14 protein-coding genes are annotated in these 16699 nt (G+C 70.2%); 7 read left to right on the plus strand and 7 right to left on the minus strand.

What is annotated here, in order from left to right; genetic code table 11:
• Nucleotides 1-8: 8 nt before the first annotated feature.
• Both SH922_RS16765 and SH922_RS16770 read right to left on the minus strand, forming a co-directional pair.
• On the minus strand, nt 9-1124 hold the full coding sequence (locus SH922_RS16765; RefSeq protein ID WP_393058763.1) for an ADP-ribosylglycohydrolase family protein: 1116 nt from the start codon (nt 1122-1124) through the stop codon (nt 9-11).
• A 128-nt stretch (nt 1125-1252) separates the two neighbouring features.
• Nucleotides 1253-1564, minus strand: a complete 312-nt coding sequence (locus SH922_RS16770; RefSeq protein WP_393058764.1) for a hypothetical protein — start codon at nt 1562-1564, stop codon at nt 1253-1255.
• Between SH922_RS16770 and SH922_RS16775 the strand changes: the two genes are divergently transcribed.
• Nucleotides 1563-1775: a DUF397 domain-containing protein gene (locus tag SH922_RS16775; protein WP_393058765.1), complete on the plus strand. Its 213-nt coding sequence runs from the start codon at nt 1563-1565 to the stop codon at nt 1773-1775. The two genes, SH922_RS16770 and SH922_RS16775, sit on opposite strands and share 2 nt — an antisense overlap.
• 22 nt (nt 1776-1797) lie before the next feature.
• On the opposite strand, the gene SH922_RS16780 is transcribed toward SH922_RS16775, so the two are convergent.
• Nucleotides 1798-2826 (minus strand): S66 peptidase family protein, encoded by a 1029-nt coding sequence (locus SH922_RS16780; protein ID WP_393058766.1) that lies wholly within the window; start codon nt 2824-2826, stop codon nt 1798-1800.
• 76 nt (nt 2827-2902) lie between these two features.
• Nucleotides 2903-3385, minus strand: a complete 483-nt coding sequence (locus SH922_RS16785; protein WP_393058767.1) for a hypothetical protein — start codon at nt 3383-3385, stop codon at nt 2903-2905.
• 388 nt (nt 3386-3773) lie between these two features.
• Here SH922_RS16785 and SH922_RS16790 point away from each other — a divergent pair, with 388 nt between their 5' ends.
• Both SH922_RS16790 and SH922_RS16795 read left to right on the plus strand, forming a co-directional pair.
• Nucleotides 3774-4280, plus strand: a complete 507-nt coding sequence (locus tag SH922_RS16790) for a carboxymuconolactone decarboxylase family protein (protein ID WP_393058768.1) — start codon at nt 3774-3776, stop codon at nt 4278-4280.
• 66 nt (nt 4281-4346) lie between these two features.
• Nucleotides 4347-5255 (plus strand): aminoglycoside phosphotransferase family protein, encoded by a 909-nt coding sequence (locus tag SH922_RS16795; protein ID WP_393058769.1) that lies wholly within the window; start codon nt 4347-4349, stop codon nt 5253-5255.
• Nucleotides 5256-5326: 71 nt separating this feature from the next.
• Here SH922_RS16795 and SH922_RS16800 read toward each other — a convergent pair whose 3' ends face one another.
• Entirely contained in the window at nt 5327-6307 is a 981-nt protein-coding gene (locus SH922_RS16800; protein WP_393058770.1) for an alpha/beta fold hydrolase, read from the minus strand.
• A 575-nt stretch (nt 6308-6882) separates the two neighbouring features.
• Between SH922_RS16800 and SH922_RS16805 the strand changes: the two genes are divergently transcribed.
• From SH922_RS16805 to SH922_RS16815, 3 genes are all read left to right on the plus strand, one after another.
• Nucleotides 6883-7482: a TetR/AcrR family transcriptional regulator gene (locus SH922_RS16805; RefSeq protein ID WP_393058771.1), complete on the plus strand. Its 600-nt coding sequence runs from the start codon at nt 6883-6885 to the stop codon at nt 7480-7482.
• Nucleotides 7483-7562: 80 nt separating this feature from the next.
• Nucleotides 7563-8795, plus strand: coding sequence for an MFS transporter (locus SH922_RS16810; RefSeq protein WP_393058772.1), 1233 nt, complete (start codon nt 7563-7565; stop codon nt 8793-8795).
• A 112-nt stretch (nt 8796-8907) separates the two neighbouring features.
• Nucleotides 8908-9834, plus strand: coding sequence for an SDR family oxidoreductase (locus SH922_RS16815; RefSeq protein ID WP_393058773.1), 927 nt, complete (start codon nt 8908-8910; stop codon nt 9832-9834).
• Between the two features lie 55 nt (nt 9835-9889).
• Here the strand turns inward: SH922_RS16815 and SH922_RS16820 are convergent, their stop codons facing one another.
• The gene (locus SH922_RS16820; RefSeq protein ID WP_393058774.1) at nt 9890-10774 is read right to left on the minus strand and encodes a hypothetical protein; all 885 of its coding nucleotides are present in this window, start codon (nt 10772-10774) and stop codon (nt 9890-9892) included.
• 308 nt (nt 10775-11082) lie between these two features.
• Complete coding sequence (eccD, locus tag SH922_RS16825) at nt 11083-12549, minus strand: type VII secretion integral membrane protein EccD (RefSeq protein ID WP_393058775.1); 1467 nt, start codon at nt 12547-12549, stop codon at nt 11083-11085.
• A gap of 170 nt (nt 12550-12719) precedes the next feature.
• On the opposite strand from eccD, the gene eccCa reads away from it, so the two are divergent.
• Nucleotides 12720-16685, plus strand: coding sequence for a type VII secretion protein EccCa (gene eccCa / locus SH922_RS16830; protein WP_393058776.1), 3966 nt, complete (start codon nt 12720-12722; stop codon nt 16683-16685).
• The last annotated feature ends 14 nt before the right edge of the window (nt 16686-16699 follow it).

Below are 16699 nucleotides of genomic sequence, written 5' to 3' on the forward strand. Positions count from 1 at the left end.
CTTCCGGCTCAGCCTCGCGGATAGCGGGCCAGCCAGGCCGGTGCTGCGGCGGCCGGGCCGTGCAGGGCGGGCCCCTGGGTCATCTCCATGGCGAAGTCGTCGGCGAGCTCCAGGAGCGTGGCGCGCCCCTCCAGCTCGACCAGCCAGGCCGGCGGCAGTGCGGTCTCTCCGTGCAGCGCGCCGAGCAGCGCCCCGCACAGGGACCCGGTGGCAGCGGACGGCCCGCCGTGGTTCACGGCCAGCCGCAGCCCGTGCCGGATGTCCTCGCCGACCAGGGCGCAGTACACGGCCACGGCGAGCACCTCCTCGGCGGAGTCCGTGGCGCCCAGCGACTCGATGAGCGCGGGGCCGGGAATGCCCTGGCGCACAGTGCCGAGGGCCCGTTGGAGCGCCTCGGTGACGGGTTCGTGGCCCGGATGCTCGGCGAGCAGCCCCAGCGCGTGCTGCACGGCCCCGTCCAGCGACTCGCCGCGCGCCAGCCCGTGCACCATGACGGCGAGGGCGCCCGCGGAGAGCAGGGCGGTGGGGTGGCCGTGGGTCTGGGCGGCGCACTCGACGGCCAGTTGGAACACGAGCTGCGGTTCCCAGCCGACGAGCAGTCCGAACGGGGCGGAGCGGGTGAGCGCGGCCGAGTCGTGCGCGGTGGGGTTCTTGGGCCCGTCGAGGGTGCCCATGACGGTGTCGCCCAAGCCGTTCAGGCATTCCCGGGTGGGCGCGCGGCGGCTGTAGAGCCACTCCTGCCCGGCGAGCCAGCCGTTGTCCTTGCGCCGTTCGTCGGGGCCCCAGTCGTGCTGGGTGGCGGCCCAGCGCAGATGGGCCTGGTGCACGTCGGTGGGCGGGTGCCAGGCGCCGGTGTCGCGGCGGACCTGGGCGCGGATCAGCCCGTCGACGGTGAACAGGGTGAGCTGGGTGACGGCGGTGACGCAGCCGCGTCCGCCGTGTGCGGGGACGAAGTCGGTCACGGCGTCGGCCCCGTGGGCCTCGCGGATCTCCTCCAGCGTGAGCCCGCTGACGCCCGCGCCGAGCGCGTCGCCGATGGCGCCGCCGAGCAGTGCGCCGCGTACCCGACTGCGGAAGTCCTGCTGCTCGGCACGGCCCCAGACAGCTGTGGTCGCTGAGCTCACCGTGCCCCTTCCCCTCGGTCCGTCGGTTCGTTTCCGTGTGCGACTGTGCGGTGACTGCGCAGCACTGTAATCGAACGGCCACGGGGCCGACGGGGCCGGAACGGTATGTACGGAGTAGCTGGTTCGGTTCAGTTTTGCGCGGCATTCTCCGGAGATTGCCGCTGCATCCGGTGCCCCCGGCTGCGCGCGATCCGCAGCAGATCCCCCAGCGACTCCGTGGCCCGGGTGAGCGCGAACCGCACGGCCCGCTCCCCCGCCGCCCGGTCCGCCGGCACGGCCCGCGACCCGGCCCACACCTGCTCGCCGCACTCGATCTGCTCGTCCTCCATGTCATCGGCCAGCCGTGACATCAGGCTCCCGGGATCGTCGGTGCTGAGCCGGCACGGCTTGCCCTCCGGGGAGGCCCAGGGAAGGAGGCGGGGAGGAAGGTCGGCAATCATGAGCCGAACCCCCGACCTCTCCACCGCGACCTGGCGCAAGTCCAGTTACAGCGACGGCGGCGCCAACGACTGCGTCGAGGTGTCGGACACCTTCCCCGCCCTCGTCCCCGTCCCCGTCCCCGTCCGCGACAGCAAGACCCCCACCGGGCCCGCGCTCGTCTTCGGGCCGGATGCCTGGTCCGCGTTCGTGGAGTACGCGGCCAGGCACTGACAACCGCCGGCCGGCTCGGGCGTCAGTCCAGAGTCTGGGTCAGTTCGCTCCGGGTCGGGGTGTGTACGACCCTGCCGCGCGCTCCGTTGACGATCGGCAGGTACGGCGGAACATGACCGCACTCGACATCGGCGATGATCGGGACGTTCAGCGGGCCCAGCGCGTCGAGAACGGCCTCGTGCTGAGTGAGCGAAGCGGCGTCGGGTGCCGAGGTCCGGCCGACGAGGACCGCGTTCGCCGCGTCGAAGAAGCCGGCCATGCGCATCCCGTGAAGGTTCCTGCAGATGGTGAGGGCGTCGTCTCCGCCCGCTTCGACATAGACGAGGAGCCCTTCCGGGGCGTGGGCCCGCGCGAAGGCGGAGGCGTCGAGGTAGCCCGTTCCTGTGAGGTTGCAGAGTGTCTCGATACAACCCCCGATCAGGCGTCCTTCGACCTCCACGTCACCGTCGGCGTCCAGCCTGGTCCACCTGCCGGGCGTATCGAGCGTGTACTCGCTCACCTCGGGTCGGGCACGGTAGTCGTCCCAGCCCGTCGCCCGGTGGCGGTTGGGCGGGGACTGCGTGAATCGGTGCCCCTGCCGAGCGGCGGCGATGTCGAGCCACGACAGGAGCCCCTCGGGCGCCCGGTAGGGCGTGTCCATCAGGTTGTTGCCGTGCAGGGTCGCCGTGCCGGTGAGGAGGGTGAGCGGCGTCATGACGGTCGACATGTCGGAGAACCCGACCAGCCAGGTCGGCTCGGCGTCACGCAGCCGGTCCCAGTCGAGCAGGGGCAACAGGTCGATCGACGTCTCCCCGCCCCAGGGCGGCACCACCGCTCTGATGCCGGGATCCGTCAGCATGGCCATCAATTCGCCGGCGCGGTCGGCCGCAGGAGCACTGACATGACCGGCGCCGTCCATGCAGTGGCCGACGACCACCTGGTACCCCCGCGCCTCCACATCGCGAACGGCCACGTCGAGGCGTGCGCGAAGGTCGTCCGGGACCCCGCTCGAAGGGGATGTGATGCCGACGCGGTCACCGGGACGCAGGGGGTGCGGATATCGAACTGCCATGCGCCCGATCCTGGCACGCCCGACGCGGTGGTCTCCACACCATTCCGGAGCATCGCCGGGCCCGTACCGGCAGATGTCACCACCCGGGCAGGTTGAGGCGGTACTCGGCACGGGAGTCCCCGCGCAGGGAACCGGCCAGTTCGGCCACGTGTTGCGCCTGGGCCGCTGACAAGCTCCTGGCCGCCCACAACAGAGCCGCCGCGTCCACGGCTTCCGGGGCCGGAGGCCGCGGCGTCCCGGGCAGAACGACTCCGGTCAGCGCGGCCAGTTGGCGGGCTTCGATCCCCAGGACAGCCGCGAAGTCCGTCACCAGGCCGGGTGTCAGCTCCTTGCGGCCCGCGCCGATCACGCCGTACGTGGATGCCGACAGGTACGTGGGCGTCAAGACCCCCAGGGTGTGCGCCAGGCCCGTCCGGCTCAGGTTGCGGTACAGGCTCATGCGGATCAGCCGGCCGCCCGGGCCGTCGGCGAGGGATGCGGGCTGCTCCGGGGCGAAGGGCGAGCGGCGTCCCTCCCGCGGGAGCGAGCGGACGTGGTCCAGGAGTTGACGGCGTTCCACGGGGGGGGCAGTGAGCCGCGTCCATCACGATGTGCGGAACCGACTGGGCAGCCGCGGCATCCAACGGCGCCAGGTCGTCCGGGACCGGCAGTCCCGCGAGGATGAACAGATCGACGGCATGGAGGCCCAGCGCGGGCGCAAGCCGTCGGAGCGCCTCCTCTCCGGGGCCCTCCCCCGCGAGCAACGCCCTTACCTCTTCGGTGTCTTGCCCGGACGGCAGGCGGCGCGGGTCGGCAGTGGCGGACATGGCTCCAGTCTGGCAGTTGCGTTCGCCACCCGGGGAGCCCCGGCCTGTCGGTCACGGTCGTCGGTCACACTTCTCCGTCGCGATCCGTCAGGGCAGTGAAAGCAACTTGAAGACCCGAAGGAGACGGCAATGGAGACGGCAATGGAGACACGTTCGATCACGGCAGAGATCCCGATGGTTCCGCGGATGTCGGAGGACCCGGCGGAGCTGGTCCCCGAACTGGCGGAGGTCTCGGCTGCGCTGTTCAAGGTCACCGGCAACGGTTCCGTACCGCGCTCCACGATCGGTCTCGTTCACCTGCGTGCGGGTCAGATCGTCGGCAGCACCTATCTGACCGTTCTGCACACGGGCTTCCTGCGCACGGGCGGGCAGTCGGAGGAGCGGATCACTTCGGTGGCGTCCTGGCAGGACTCGCCGTACTTCACCGCTGCCGAGCGCGCCGCGCTGGCACTGGTGGAAGCCGTGCTTCAGCCGTCCGCGGACGGCGAGAGGGTCTCCGACGAGCTGTATGCGCAGGCGGCCGAGCACTATGAGCCCAAGGCGCTCGCCACGCTGATGTTCGCGATCGGCCAGGTCGGCTTCTTCAGCCCCGTGGCGCTCATCGCCAAGCCGGTGCCCGGCCGGTCGTTCAGCGGTCCCTGGAAGTGAGGCGGACGGGGGGTGGGCGGCGAAATCTCGTTGTGCCGCCCGGCCGTCCGGAGCGATGATCGCCCGATGGCATCCCCCCACCCCGACGGTCGCGCCGGAATCGACGCCGCGCTCGTGAAGCGCCTGATCGACGCCCAGTTCCCTCAGTGGAGCGGGCTGCCCGTGACTCCGGTGGAGGTCGACGGCTGGGACAACCGGACCTACCGCCTCGGCGACGCCATGACGGCCCGGCTGCCCACAGCCGCCGGGTACGTCCCCGCGGTGGAGAAGGAGCACCACTGGCTGCCGCGCCTCGCCCCGATGCTGCCGGTCGCCGTGCCCCCGGTGCTCGCCCTGGGCGCTCCGGGCGAGGGTTATCCGTATCCGTGGTCGGTCCGGCGCTGGCTGCGGGGCGAGACCGCCGCTCGGGGCCGTATCGGCGATCTTTCACTGTTCGCGGTCCAGGTGGCCGAGTTCCTCCTCGCCCTCCAGCGCTGCGACGCGACAGGCGGTCCGCTCGCCGGGGAGCACAGTTGGTACCGGGGCGCGTCGCCCGCCCACTACGACGAGGAAACCCGGCGCTGCCTGGCCGCGCTGGAGGGCCATGTCGACACGGACCGGGCCCGCGCGGTCTGGGACGCCGCCGTGGCCGCCGAATGGCACGCCGAACCCGTGTGGTTCCACGGCGACATCGCCTCCGGCAATCTGCTGGTGCACGGAGGCGAACTGTCGGCCGTCATCGACTTCGGTACGTCGGGTGTGGGCGACCCGGCCTGCGACCTGGTGATCGCGTGGGGCATGTTCCGCGGCGAGAGCCGGGAGGCGTTCCGTGAGGCCGTCGGCCAGGACGACGGCACCTGGGCGCGGGCCCGGGGCTGGGCCCTGTGGAAGGCGCTGCTGAACCTGACGGGGGACATCGGCGCGGATCCGGAACGGGCGGGCAACGAACTGCGGGTGATCGAGGCGGTCCTGGCCGACCACGACTGCTTCGGCTGACCGGCCGGCCGCCTCACACGGCGGTGATCGGCGGCCGTTCGGCCATCCTCCGGCCCGGCCTCGTACGTGCTTCAGCAGGGCAGCGTGGCCAGCCAGTCGGTGAGGATCTCGTTGACCTCGGTGGGGCGTTCCTGCTGGATCCAGTGGCCGCCGCCGTCGAGGATGTGGGAGGAGACCAGGCCTGGAAGCGTGGCCGGGTAGGCGTCGATCGCGTCGGCCATCCAGGTCGTGGAGGCGTCCAGGCCGCCGCCGATGAACACCGAGGGCTGAGTGATGGGGGCGCCGCCGAGAGCGGTGAGGTCCTCCCAGTCGCGGTCCATGTTCCGGTACCGGTTCAGCGCGCCGGTCAGGCCGGTACGTTCGAACTCGGCGGCATAGAAGTCGAGATCCCGCTCGCCGAGCCAGCCGGGCAGCCGGCCGCCGGGAAACCGGTCGCGCAAGGTCCCGCCCCTGCTGACGAAGTGCGGGTCCGGGGCACCGGCCGCGGGCATGGTGTCGGCGGACAGCGCCGCGTAGAAGCCTGCGAGCCAGCCGCGTACATCGGGTTCGATCTCGGCCTCGGCACGGCCGGGCTCCTGAAAGTACGAGACGTAGAACTCCTCGTCCCCGCCCATCCGGGCGAAGACGCTGCTCGGGCGGGGCCCGCCGGGCGGGGTGTAGGGAACGCTCAGCAACCCCACCGCGTGGAAGACCTCCGGCCTGAGCAGGGCGGAGTGCGCGGCGATGGTGGCGCCCCAGTCATGGCCGACGACCACGGCCGACTCCTCGCCCAGGGCGTGCACCACCGCGGCGTTGTCAGCCACGAGATCGAGCATCCGGTACGCGTCTGTCGCCGCGGGCTTGGAGGAGCGGCCGTAGCCGCGTACGTCGATGGCGACCGCCCGGTATCCCGCCGCCGCCAGGGCCGGCAGCTGGTGGCGCCAGGAGTACCAGGACTCCGGGAAGCCGTGGATCAGCAACACCAGGGGTCCTGTTCCCTGCTCGACGAGGTGGATCCGGCCTCCCGGCGAAGCAACCGACCGGTGCGTGATCTCGGAACTGTGCGGTGCCATACGTGTCCTCCAGGATCAGCCGCTGTGCCCGGGACGTGCGCTGTCCGCCGTCCCGTTGGTTCTGCACCGATCATGCGCAAGACGCTGTCAGGAAGCCGAGTCCGTTTGCCGGTTCGGCAAGTCCGGCCCGCAGCAGTGTCGCCGACGCGGCCGGCTGTCCATTCGACGGGCCTGCGGCTTGCACGCTGTCGCAACCCCACTCCACGCGGCATACCTGTGCCCCCGACGTGGCGGATTCCGGTGCCGGGCAGCTCGGTCACCGGGCTGTCGCTCTGCTCGGCGTGGACGGTCAACCGAACGTGTCGGCCAGGCACTCGGCGAATGGATCGAGGTCGTAGCCGAAGGAGGGTCGGCCGCTGCCGTCGACAGTCTCAAGCCGCCTTCCAACCCTCAACAGCAGTGGGACAGGAGCGCAATCCCCTTCTTCCGGGGTAGCGAACTACCGCAATCCCGGGCGGTCATGGGGCTGGGGAGCGTGAGACCGGGCCCGACGAACCAGCCCAGCCGCGCGAGGCGATCGCACTGATGCCAACGTTTTACATCGATCAGTACAAAACAATGCTAGCTTGTTCCGCATGGCCCGACCGCGACTGTTCGACGAGGAGCACGCCCTCGACGCCGCCATGCGCCTGTTCTGGCTGCAGGGCTACGAAGCCACCTCCACCCAGGACCTGTGCGAGGTGACCGGCCTGGGCCGTAGCAGCATCTACAACACCTTCTCCAGCAAGCACGCGCTTTTCGTGCGGTCGCTGTCGCGTTACCTCGACACCATGACGGCCCACCAGCACGCCCTGCTCGCAGGAGCGGAAATCCCGGCCACCGAGCGCCTGCGGACCCTATTCGCCTCCGTCATCGACACCGAGGAGTCCAACCGCCGAGAAGGGCGCGGAATCGGCTGCCTCGGCGTCAACACCAGCACCGAGCTCTCGGGGCGCGACCCCGAGGTCACCGAACTCCTCCGTCGCGACCTGCGCCTGCGGATCGCCTCCCTCGGCAACGTCATCGCGGCGGGCCAGCTCGCCGGAGAGATCTCCCGAAAGCGCCGCCCCGACGACCTCGCCCGCTTCCTGAACGCCGTCATCGCAGGCATGCGAGTCTCCGCCCAGAACGGCGCCGACCGCGCCACGCTGGAAGTCATCGCCGCCGGCGCCATGGACTCCCTCACTCCCTCCTGAACCAGCCACATCCCGCCGCAGGGATGCCGTGCGCCCAAATTTTGAACCGAACGATACAAAATGATGAGGACGTGATACCCGTGCCCCGTGCAGTCCATGTGCTGGCCCTAGGCATCTTCGCCATGGTGACCAGCGAGTTCGTCGTCGCCGGGCTGATGCCGCAGATGGCCCAGGGGCTCGATGCGACCATCCCGGAGATCGGCTATCTGATCACTGTTTTCGCCGTCGCCATGGCGGTCGGCGGCCCCTTGCTGACCGTTGCCCTGATGCGGTTGCAACCCAAGCCCGCGCTCCTTCTGCTCTTCTCGGTCTTCCTGGTCGGCAACCTCTTGGCAGCGACGGCCCCCACCTACGGCGTCATGGTGGCGGCCCGCGTCATCACCGGCATCGCCTCCCAGGCGTACTTCGGGCTCGCCGTCTCCGTGGCCTCCGCGCTGAGTAGCGAGAAGGCCCGTGGCCGCGCCATCGCCGTGGTGATGAACGGCCTCATGCTCGGTACGCTGCTCGGCCTGCCGATGGCCACCTTCATCGGCGGCCGGGCGGGATGGCGCGCGGCGTTCTGGGCCATCGCCGTACTCACCGTGATCGCCGCCGCGGTCACCCTGGCGCTGGTCCCCCGGCTGGACCGCCCCGGCAGCACCAACGCCGGCACCTTCCGCGACGACGTGCGGGTCTTCCAGGCCCCCCGGCTGTGGCTGGCACTGCTGACCAGCACGCTCGTCATCGGCGCGACGTTCTCCGCCTTCAGCTACTTCAACCCGATCCTCACCGAGGTCAGCGGCTTCGACGAGGCCACCGTGCCCGTCCTTCTCATCGCCTACGGCGCCGCCACGGTCATCGGGAACAACGTCGTGGGCCGCCTCGCCGACCGATGGACGATCAGCGTCCAGGTCGCCGGACTGGCCCTCAACGCCCTTTTCCTGGCCGGCTTCGCGCTCACGGCCGACATCGGCACCGCCGCCGTGCTCCTCATGATGGGCATCGGGCTCGTCGGCGTCACGATGAACCCCGCCATGGCCACCCGGGTCCAGCGAACCGGCAACGCGGGGCCGCTCGTGAACACGGTCCACTCCTCCTTCATCACCCTCGGAATCATCATCGGCTCCTCGGCGGGCGGCGCTCTGGCCGGCCACTTCGGCCTGCGCGCCCCCCTATGGCTCGGTGCCGCCCTCGCCACACTGGGGCTCCTCTCGTTCCTGCCCCGAACCGCCCGGCGCGGCAGCGTCCTCGTACTTCCCCCTGCTTACGGGGAGCATGAGGGGGAGGGGCTCAGCTCTCGAGCGACGACATCCGGCCGTCGAACGCCCGGATGAAGAAATACGACACAAGGTGTCCGGTTTCGCGTCGAGCATGGGGTCACCGGCCGTCATCGATGTATGACATGGGCCGGGGGCGCGCAGGCAGATATGAACCTCAAGGGGACGCATGTCCGACACATCGACACCGGCACTCCACGGAAAGATCGCACTGGTCGCGGGGGCCACCCGGGGCGCCGGGCGCGGCATCGCCGTCCAGCTCGGCGCGGCGGGTGCGACCGTCTACGTCACCGGGCGCACGACTCGGGAACGGCGCTCGGAGTACGACCGGCCGGAGACGATCGAGGAGACCGCGGAACTCGTCACCGCCGCCGGCGGAACCGGCATCGCGGTACCGACCGACCACCTCGTGCCCGAGCAGGTCCGTGTGCTGGCCGGGCGCATCGACGCCGAGCAGGGGCGGCTCGACGTGCTCGTCAACGACGTCTGGGGCGGCGAGCGGCTGTTCGCATTCGACAAGCCGGTGTGGGAGCACGATCTCGACGACGGACTGCGGCTGCTCCGGCTCGGCGTGGAGACGCACGCGATCACCAGCCACTTCCTGCTGCCGTTGCTGGTGCGCCGCCCTGGCGGGCTCGTGGTCGAGATGACCGATGGGACAGCCGCGTACAACCACGCGAACTATCGCAACTCCTACTTCTACGACCTGGTCAAGAACAGCGTGCTGCGCATGGCGTTCGTGCAGGCACACGAGCTGGAGCCGCACGGGGGTACAGCGGTGGCGCTCACCCCGGGCTGGCTGCGTTCGGAGATGATGCTCGACGCCTTCGGCGTGGCCGAGGAGAACTGGCGCGACGCGCTGACCGTGGTGCCGCACTTCTGCATCTCGGAGAGCCCGTCGTACGTCGGGCGCGCGGTCGCCGCGCTGGCCGGTGACGCCCGCCTCGCCCGCTGGAACGGCCAGTCGCTGTCCAGCGGGCAGCTCGCCCAGGAGTACGGCTTCACCGACCTCGACGGTTCCCGGCCCGACTGTTGGCGCTACCTCGTCGAGGTCGACGCCGCCGGGAAGCCGGCGGACGCGTCGGGGTACCGGTGACGGTCAGGTCGCGGGGGGGGGCCGTTCGGGAAGCGCGCTTCGGCTGAGGGGCTGCCTACTCCTCGGCGAAGACGTCCTCGGCCGACCGGGCGGTGGGGGCCCGCAGAAGCCAGCGGTTCAGGGTGTCGAGATCGCCACAGGTGGTGATTCGTTCACGCGCCTCGTCCGGTACGTCGACGCCTGCCCGCGCGAGGAAGAGCAGGATGCCCTGCGCGATGCCCTCCGAACGGCCTTCCGTCCGGCCCTCGTCCCGGATTTCCTCTGCCATGAAGGACTTGTAGAAAGAGAGGTCCACGGCCACCAGATTCCTCCACTGTTGTGCGGCCGGGCGGTTGCCCAGGCCCTGTGCGGTGAGTTCGACAAGGGGATCGGCGATGATTTCCGGTACGTCCCGCAGAGCGGTGGACAGCGTTTTCAGTATGGCACCGATGTCCGGATCGGCGGCATGTGTGATCGCCGCCAGCGTGGTGAGCGCCAGGTCCTTGCGGGCCTCGGCGACATTGGTGATCACCGGCATGTTGTGCGGGCCCGCGACGAGCGGGCGCAGGGTGAGCGCGGGCCACTGGCGGGGGCCGATGGGGACCGGGCGGGAGGCCCATTCCGCGGTTGCACGGTCCTGGCAGACGACCAGCAGCAGCGGCGGGAGCCGGTACTTCGTGTACAGGTAGGACAGGTAATAGGCCCAGCTCGCCGGCTTGTCCGTGTCCTTCTTCCCTTGGGCCTCGATGGCCAGGAGAAACGGCTCGTCGTTCTCCGTGTCCAGGCGCAGCAGGGTGTCCACGCGCCGTTCCAGTGGACGGTTCTCGGTCAGGTCGGTAGGCATCACGGTGACCGAGACGGGTGGGGAGATCGTGATCCCCAGCACTTCCGAGACACGGGAGAACAGGCCCGGGTACTCCTGGAAGATGCGGTGCATCGCCTCGTGGGGCGAACTGACCATGCGGGACTCCTGCGAGCGGCGTGATGCTCGAACTGCCCCGAGCACCGAATTCGTTCTTGCCAGGAGAATATGTCCGCACGTAACGCCCGGACCTGTCCCAAGAGTTGACTCACCCATGTGAGTGACGTACTGGCAACGACAGTTGCGAGCAGTCGCTTCCGGAGCCCGGCCACGCGGCTCCGGAAGCAGCCCCTGTTCCGCTGCTGCGGCAGGTGCCCCGCCCGAGGCCGCCCTGCTCGGCGTGGAAACCCACACCGAGCACCAGCTGGTCAGGAACAGCGTGCTGCGCAGGTTCCCGGTGAAAGGCCCTAGCTCGTCATGCCCCGCGCCGAGGAGTACACGTCGAGGACGGCCAGGCAGAGGGGGACGAGCGCGAGGAGGAGAACCACCTCGGCCAGGTCGGAGAAACGGCCCCAGAAGGGCGACAGACCCTTCTTCGGAATGATCAGAGCGATCCCGATCAGCAGTGCGGCGCCGGCCGTGACGGCCGCGGCGAGCCACAGAGTACGGATGTCGAGCGGCCCCCGGTCCTGTTCCGTCAGGAGCTTGATGACGGCGCTGGTCGGCGGATTGAGCGACAGCCCCAGCACCAGCAGGCCCAGGGACGTGAGGCCCGCGGCCAGCACTGCGGCGACTTGGGCGGTGTAGCGGAAGAGCCGTGCTCGCAAGAGCATCGCCAGGCCGGCGACCAGCGCCAGGGTCTGACCCCAGACGTCCGGGGAGAAGCCCAGGACGGCGGCGGCCCCGACGACCACCACACAGCAGCCTCCGACAAGGCCCAGCAGCAGCTCGTGCCCGCGCCGGGCCTGGGCCGCGATGCGTTCGGCGTCGACGGGACCGTGCTCGCCGGCGCCCGGCTCGTGGTCGAGGTCGGCATCCGTCATGGGGCGGGGGGCCGCGTAGCCGATCGGCAGGTGGGCCACCCTCGCGGAGAGCCCGGGAAGGAAGGCCACGGCTCCGATCGCGACCACCGCACAGACAGCGGCGGTCTCGCTGGGACGGGCTTCGGCGAGGATCGAGCAGAACGTCGCGAGGGTGCCGACCGCTGAGGCGAAGACGACGGCGACGAAGGGGGCGTCTCCGGACGGCATCGCGGCGACGAGCCCGGCGGAGAAGCAGAGCACCGTGGCGCAGCCGAGCAGGAACTGGAGCCGCCCGATGCCGGTGCCCGGGTCGAGCGCGAGAATGCCGGACCCGGCGATCATCAGGTGCGGCAGAGCCGCGAGGCCGAGCGCGACCGCGGAGGCCCGGTCGCCGTAGCTCCGCGCCCTGACTGCGGCGAGCGTGACGAGCAGCACACCGACGACGGCGGCAACGATGCCCGGCAGGCCGTGCATGTCGTGCCGGACCGGGTCGGAGAACCAGAGCACGAAGCCCATGAGTACGAGAAGGAGCGCGCCGCCGAAGAGACCGGAGCCGCGGAACAGCTGGTCGCTCCAGAGGGCGCGGTCGCGGCGGACAGCGGAGGCGACCGCGTCGGTGACGTCGTCGAAGACTGCCGGGGGGAGCGATTCCGCGAAGGGCCGAAGCCGCAGGACGTCCCCGTCCAGGACTCGCTGGACGGCCATCGGGTGGGTGAGGTCCAGGAGGGTGCCGTCGCGGCGGGCCAGGTGGTAGCCGGGGGGTGCCCCCGGCGGCGTGACCTGGCCGGTGAGCCGCAGGATCTCCGGAAGGAGATCGGCGACAGCGACATCGTCCGGGAGGGCGACATCGATACGGCTGTCCGGTGCCACTACTGTTATTCGGCAAAAACCGGTCGACAGGGTCGAACTCACCTGAAATATCCCCCTCGTTCGCTGTGCACCGCGCTCCTGGGCCAGAGCGCCACCCTATCGGGGGCACCTCCGCGGGCTGCACGTAGGATTATCGGCACGCGGAGGTAGGTCGCTGCCACGGGGGTGCCGGCCCACAACTCTCCGGGCCGCACTGAGGGATTGATTCGCCGGTGACCCAGATCGTCGTCAAACGCCCGCCTCGGGCCATGCCGCCTGAGACATCCGCGGCGGAAGTGAGGCTCGAGTCGCCTCCTGAACTGCCACGCGGGCAGCAGGAGGGCGTGGCCATGCAGCTGCTGCCGATGCTCGGCATGGGCTCGTCAGTGGTGTTCTTCTTCATGCCCGGCTCACAGCCGTTCATGAAGATCATGGGCGTCATGATGCTGCTGTCGACAGCGGCCATGGCGATAGCGCAGGTGATGCGGCACCGCAAGGGATCCCAGGGTGAAGCCTCGGAGGGGCGCCGGGACTACCTGAAGTATCTCGCGCAGACCCGACGGAAGGTACGCAAGACCGCCCGGGTCCAGAGGGACGCGCAGTTCTACCTGCACCCGGACCCGGACCAGCTGTGGTCGCTGGTCGCCGAGGGCGAGCGGCTCTGGGAGCGGCGGATCGGCGACAACGACTTCGGACAGGTCCGCGTCGGTCTCGGACCGCAGCAGTTGTGGACGCCGCTGGTGGCTCCGAGCACCGCGCCGCTGGACGAGCTGGAACCGCTGTCGGCCGGAGCCATGCACCAGTTCCTGGCCGCTCACGGTTCGCTCGACCGCCTCCCCATGGCGGTATCGCTTCGCGCCTTCTACCACGTCGTGATCTCGGGCGAGCCGGGTCCGGCGCGCGCCTCCGCACGCGCGATGGTGGCCGGCCTGGTCGCGCTGCACTCACCTGACGACCTCGTGGTCGCGGTGGCGGCATCCCCGGATGTGACCGACCAGTGGGACTGGACGAAGTGGCTGCCGCACGCCCAGGTCCCCGGGACGTCCGACGGGGCCGGTACGAAGCGGCTCTTCGGCGACAACCTGATGGAAGTCGAGGAACTGCTCAAGGGCACCCTGGCGGGCCGGTCGAGGTTCAACCGCGAGGGATCACCGCTCCTCGACCAGCCGCATGTGGTCGTCGTGCTGGACGGCAGTCTCGTGCCGGCGGAGTCGTTGCTCGCCTCCGCGGAGGGGCTGCAGGGGGTGACCGTCGTGGAGATCATTCCGGAGGAGCTGAACGAGCCCCGCGGCCAACTGCACATCGCCGTACGGCCGGGCCGCCTCCGGCTGGAGTCGGCCGCGGCCACCTATCACGGCGTGCCCGACCTCCTGCCGGTCGAGACCGCGGAAGCCCTGGGCCGTCAGCTCGCCCCGCTGCGGATGGGCAGTGGTGCGGAGGACGACGAGCCGCTGCTCGCCAACCTCGACTTCACGGATCTGCTGGGGATCGGCGATCCGGCAGCGGTCGACACCAGCACCGCCTGGCGGCCGCGTTCGACGGCCGACCGGCTGCGCGTACCGATCGGCATCGGCGAGGACGGCTCGCCCGTCATGCTCGACCTCAAGGAGGCCGCGCAGGAGGGTATGGGCCCGCACGGACTGTGTGTGGGAGCGACCGGTTCCGGCAAGTCCGAACTGCTGCGCACCCTGGTGCTCGGCCTGGCGGTCACCCACTCCTCCGAAACGCTCAACTTCGTCCTGGCCGACTTCAAGGGCGGCGCGACGTTCGCGGGGATGTCCGAGCTTCCGCACGTCGCCGCGGTCATCACCAACCTGGCGGACGACCTCACCCTGGTCGACCGTATGCGGGACTCCATCACGGGTGAGCTGCAGCGCCGCCAGGAGCTCCTCCGGTCATCGGGCAACTACGCGAACCTCACCGACTACGAGAAGGCCCGTGCCGCGGGGGCTCCGCTGGAGCCCCTGGCCTCGCTGGTCCTGGTGATCGACGAGTTCAGCGAGCTGCTCACCGCCAAACCCGACTTCATCGACATGTTCATCCAGATCGGCCGCATCGGCCGTTCGCTGGGTGTGCACCTGTTGCTGGCCTCGCAGCGGCTGGAGGAGGGCAGGCTGCGCGGCCTGGACACCTACCTCTCGTACCGGATCGGGCTGCGGACCTTCTCGGCCGCCGAATCGCGTACCGCTCTGGGCGTGCCCGACGCCTACCACCTGCCTTCGGTGCCCGGCTCCGGGTTCCTGAAGTTCGGCACGGAGGGGATGACCCGCTTCAAGGCCGCCTATGTGTCCGGTACCTACCGCCCGGGCGTCACCGCCGTCACGGGCAGTGGTGAACTTCCCATCGACCGGCGCCCCGTGCTGTTCACCGCGGATCCGGTGGCCGTCCACTACCCCGAGCCCGATCCGTATGTCTCTCACGCGCCCGGGCAGGCAACTCCCGACGCGCTGGCGGACACCGTTCTCGATGTCATCGCACGCCGCCTGGAGGGTCAGGGGCCCCTGGCTCACCAGGTATGGCTGCCGCCTCTCACCGAAGCCCCGTCCCTCGATCAGATGCTGCCGCCGCTGGCGGTGACGCCCGAGCGCGGACTCCACTCCCCGCAGTACGCCCAGAACGGCTCCCTGGTCGTTCCCTTCGGCCTGGTGGACAAGCCCTTCGAGCAGCGACGCGACTCCCTGGTGCGGGACTTCTCGGGTGCTGCCGGTCACATGCTGATCGTCGGTGGCCCCCGCTCCGGCAAATCCACCCTCCTGCGTGCCCTCATCGGCTCCTTCGCCCTCACGCACACTCCGAACGAAGTGCAGTTCTACGGGATGGACTTCGGCGGAGGCGGCATGATCGCCGTCGAAGGCCTGCCGCACGTCGGCGGGGTGGCCTCCCGGCTCGACCCGGAGAAGATCCGCCGTACGGTCGCCGAGGTCTCGGGGATCCTCAACCGGCGCGAGGAGTTCTTCCGGGACAACAACATCGACTCGATCGCCACCTACCGCCGGCTCCGCGCCGAAGGCAGGCTGCCGGGCGAGCCGTGGGGCGACGTCTTCCTGGTCATCGACGGCTGGCAGTCCTTCAAGACGGACTACGAGTTCCTGGAGCCCGTCGTCGCCGACATCGCCGCCCGGGGTCTGGGGCTCGGCGTCCACCTGATCGCCACCGTCGCCCGGTACATGGAGATGCGGGCAGCGCTCAAGGACCAGTTGCTCAGCCGGCTGGAGCTGCGCCTCGGCGACCCGACCGACTCCGAACTGGACCGCAAGATCGCGGTGAACGTCCCCGTCGGCACACCGGGCCGCGGCCTGACCGCGGAGAAGCTGCATTTCATGGGCGGCCTGCCGCGCATCGACGACGCCGCGGGCTCCGGCGACGACCTGTCCGAGGCCACCGCGGCCTTCGTCCGGGCCACGACCGACAACTGGCCCGGCCCGCACGCCCCGCAGGTCCGCATGCTGCCCAGGATGCTGTCCGCGCGTGAGCTGCCGAGCGGCCCCGAGCAGACGCGCGGCGGTGTCGCGTTCGGCATCGACGAGATGAACCTGGCACCGGTCTTCGTCGACTTCGACACCGATCCGCTGTTCGCGGTCTTCGGTGAGTCGGAGTCCGGGAAGAGTGCGCTGCTGCGGCTGCTCATCAAGCAGATCACCGAGCGGTACACCCCGCAGGAGGCGTTGATCTGTGTCGGCGACTACCGGCGCAGCCTGCTGGAGTGCGTGCCCGAGCCGTACCTGGTCGGATACTCGACGACTCAGAACTCGTTCGAGAAGTACCTCCAGGACATGAACAGCCTCATCACCAGCCGCATCCCCGGCCCCGATGTGACACCGCAGCAGCTGCGCACGCGCAGCTGGTGGAGGGGGCCGCGGGCGTTCATCATCGTCGACGACTACGACCTGGTCGCGACGTCGTCCGGCAACCCCATGGCGCAGCTGGTCGACAACCTGCCCTACGCACGCGACGCCGGGGTCAACTTCATCATCGCGCGCAGCAGCGCGGGGGCCGGCCGCTCCTCGTACGAGCCCTTCATGCAGCGCTTCAAGGAGCTGGGAGCCCAGGGCGTCGTCCTGTCCGGCCACCCGGGCGAGGGCGAGCTCCTCGGCGACGTGAAGGCCCGCCCACTGCCTCCGGGCCGCGGCCTGTTCGTCTCGCGCCGCGGGGTACCCGCCCTGGTCCAGACGGGCTGGCTGCCGCCGGACCTGGGCTGAGCGGGTCACGGAGG

This window comes from Streptomyces sp. LN549 (assembly GCF_043203805.1).
In the GTDB taxonomy this organism is placed as follows: Bacteria; Actinomycetota; Actinomycetes; order Streptomycetales; family Streptomycetaceae; genus Streptomyces.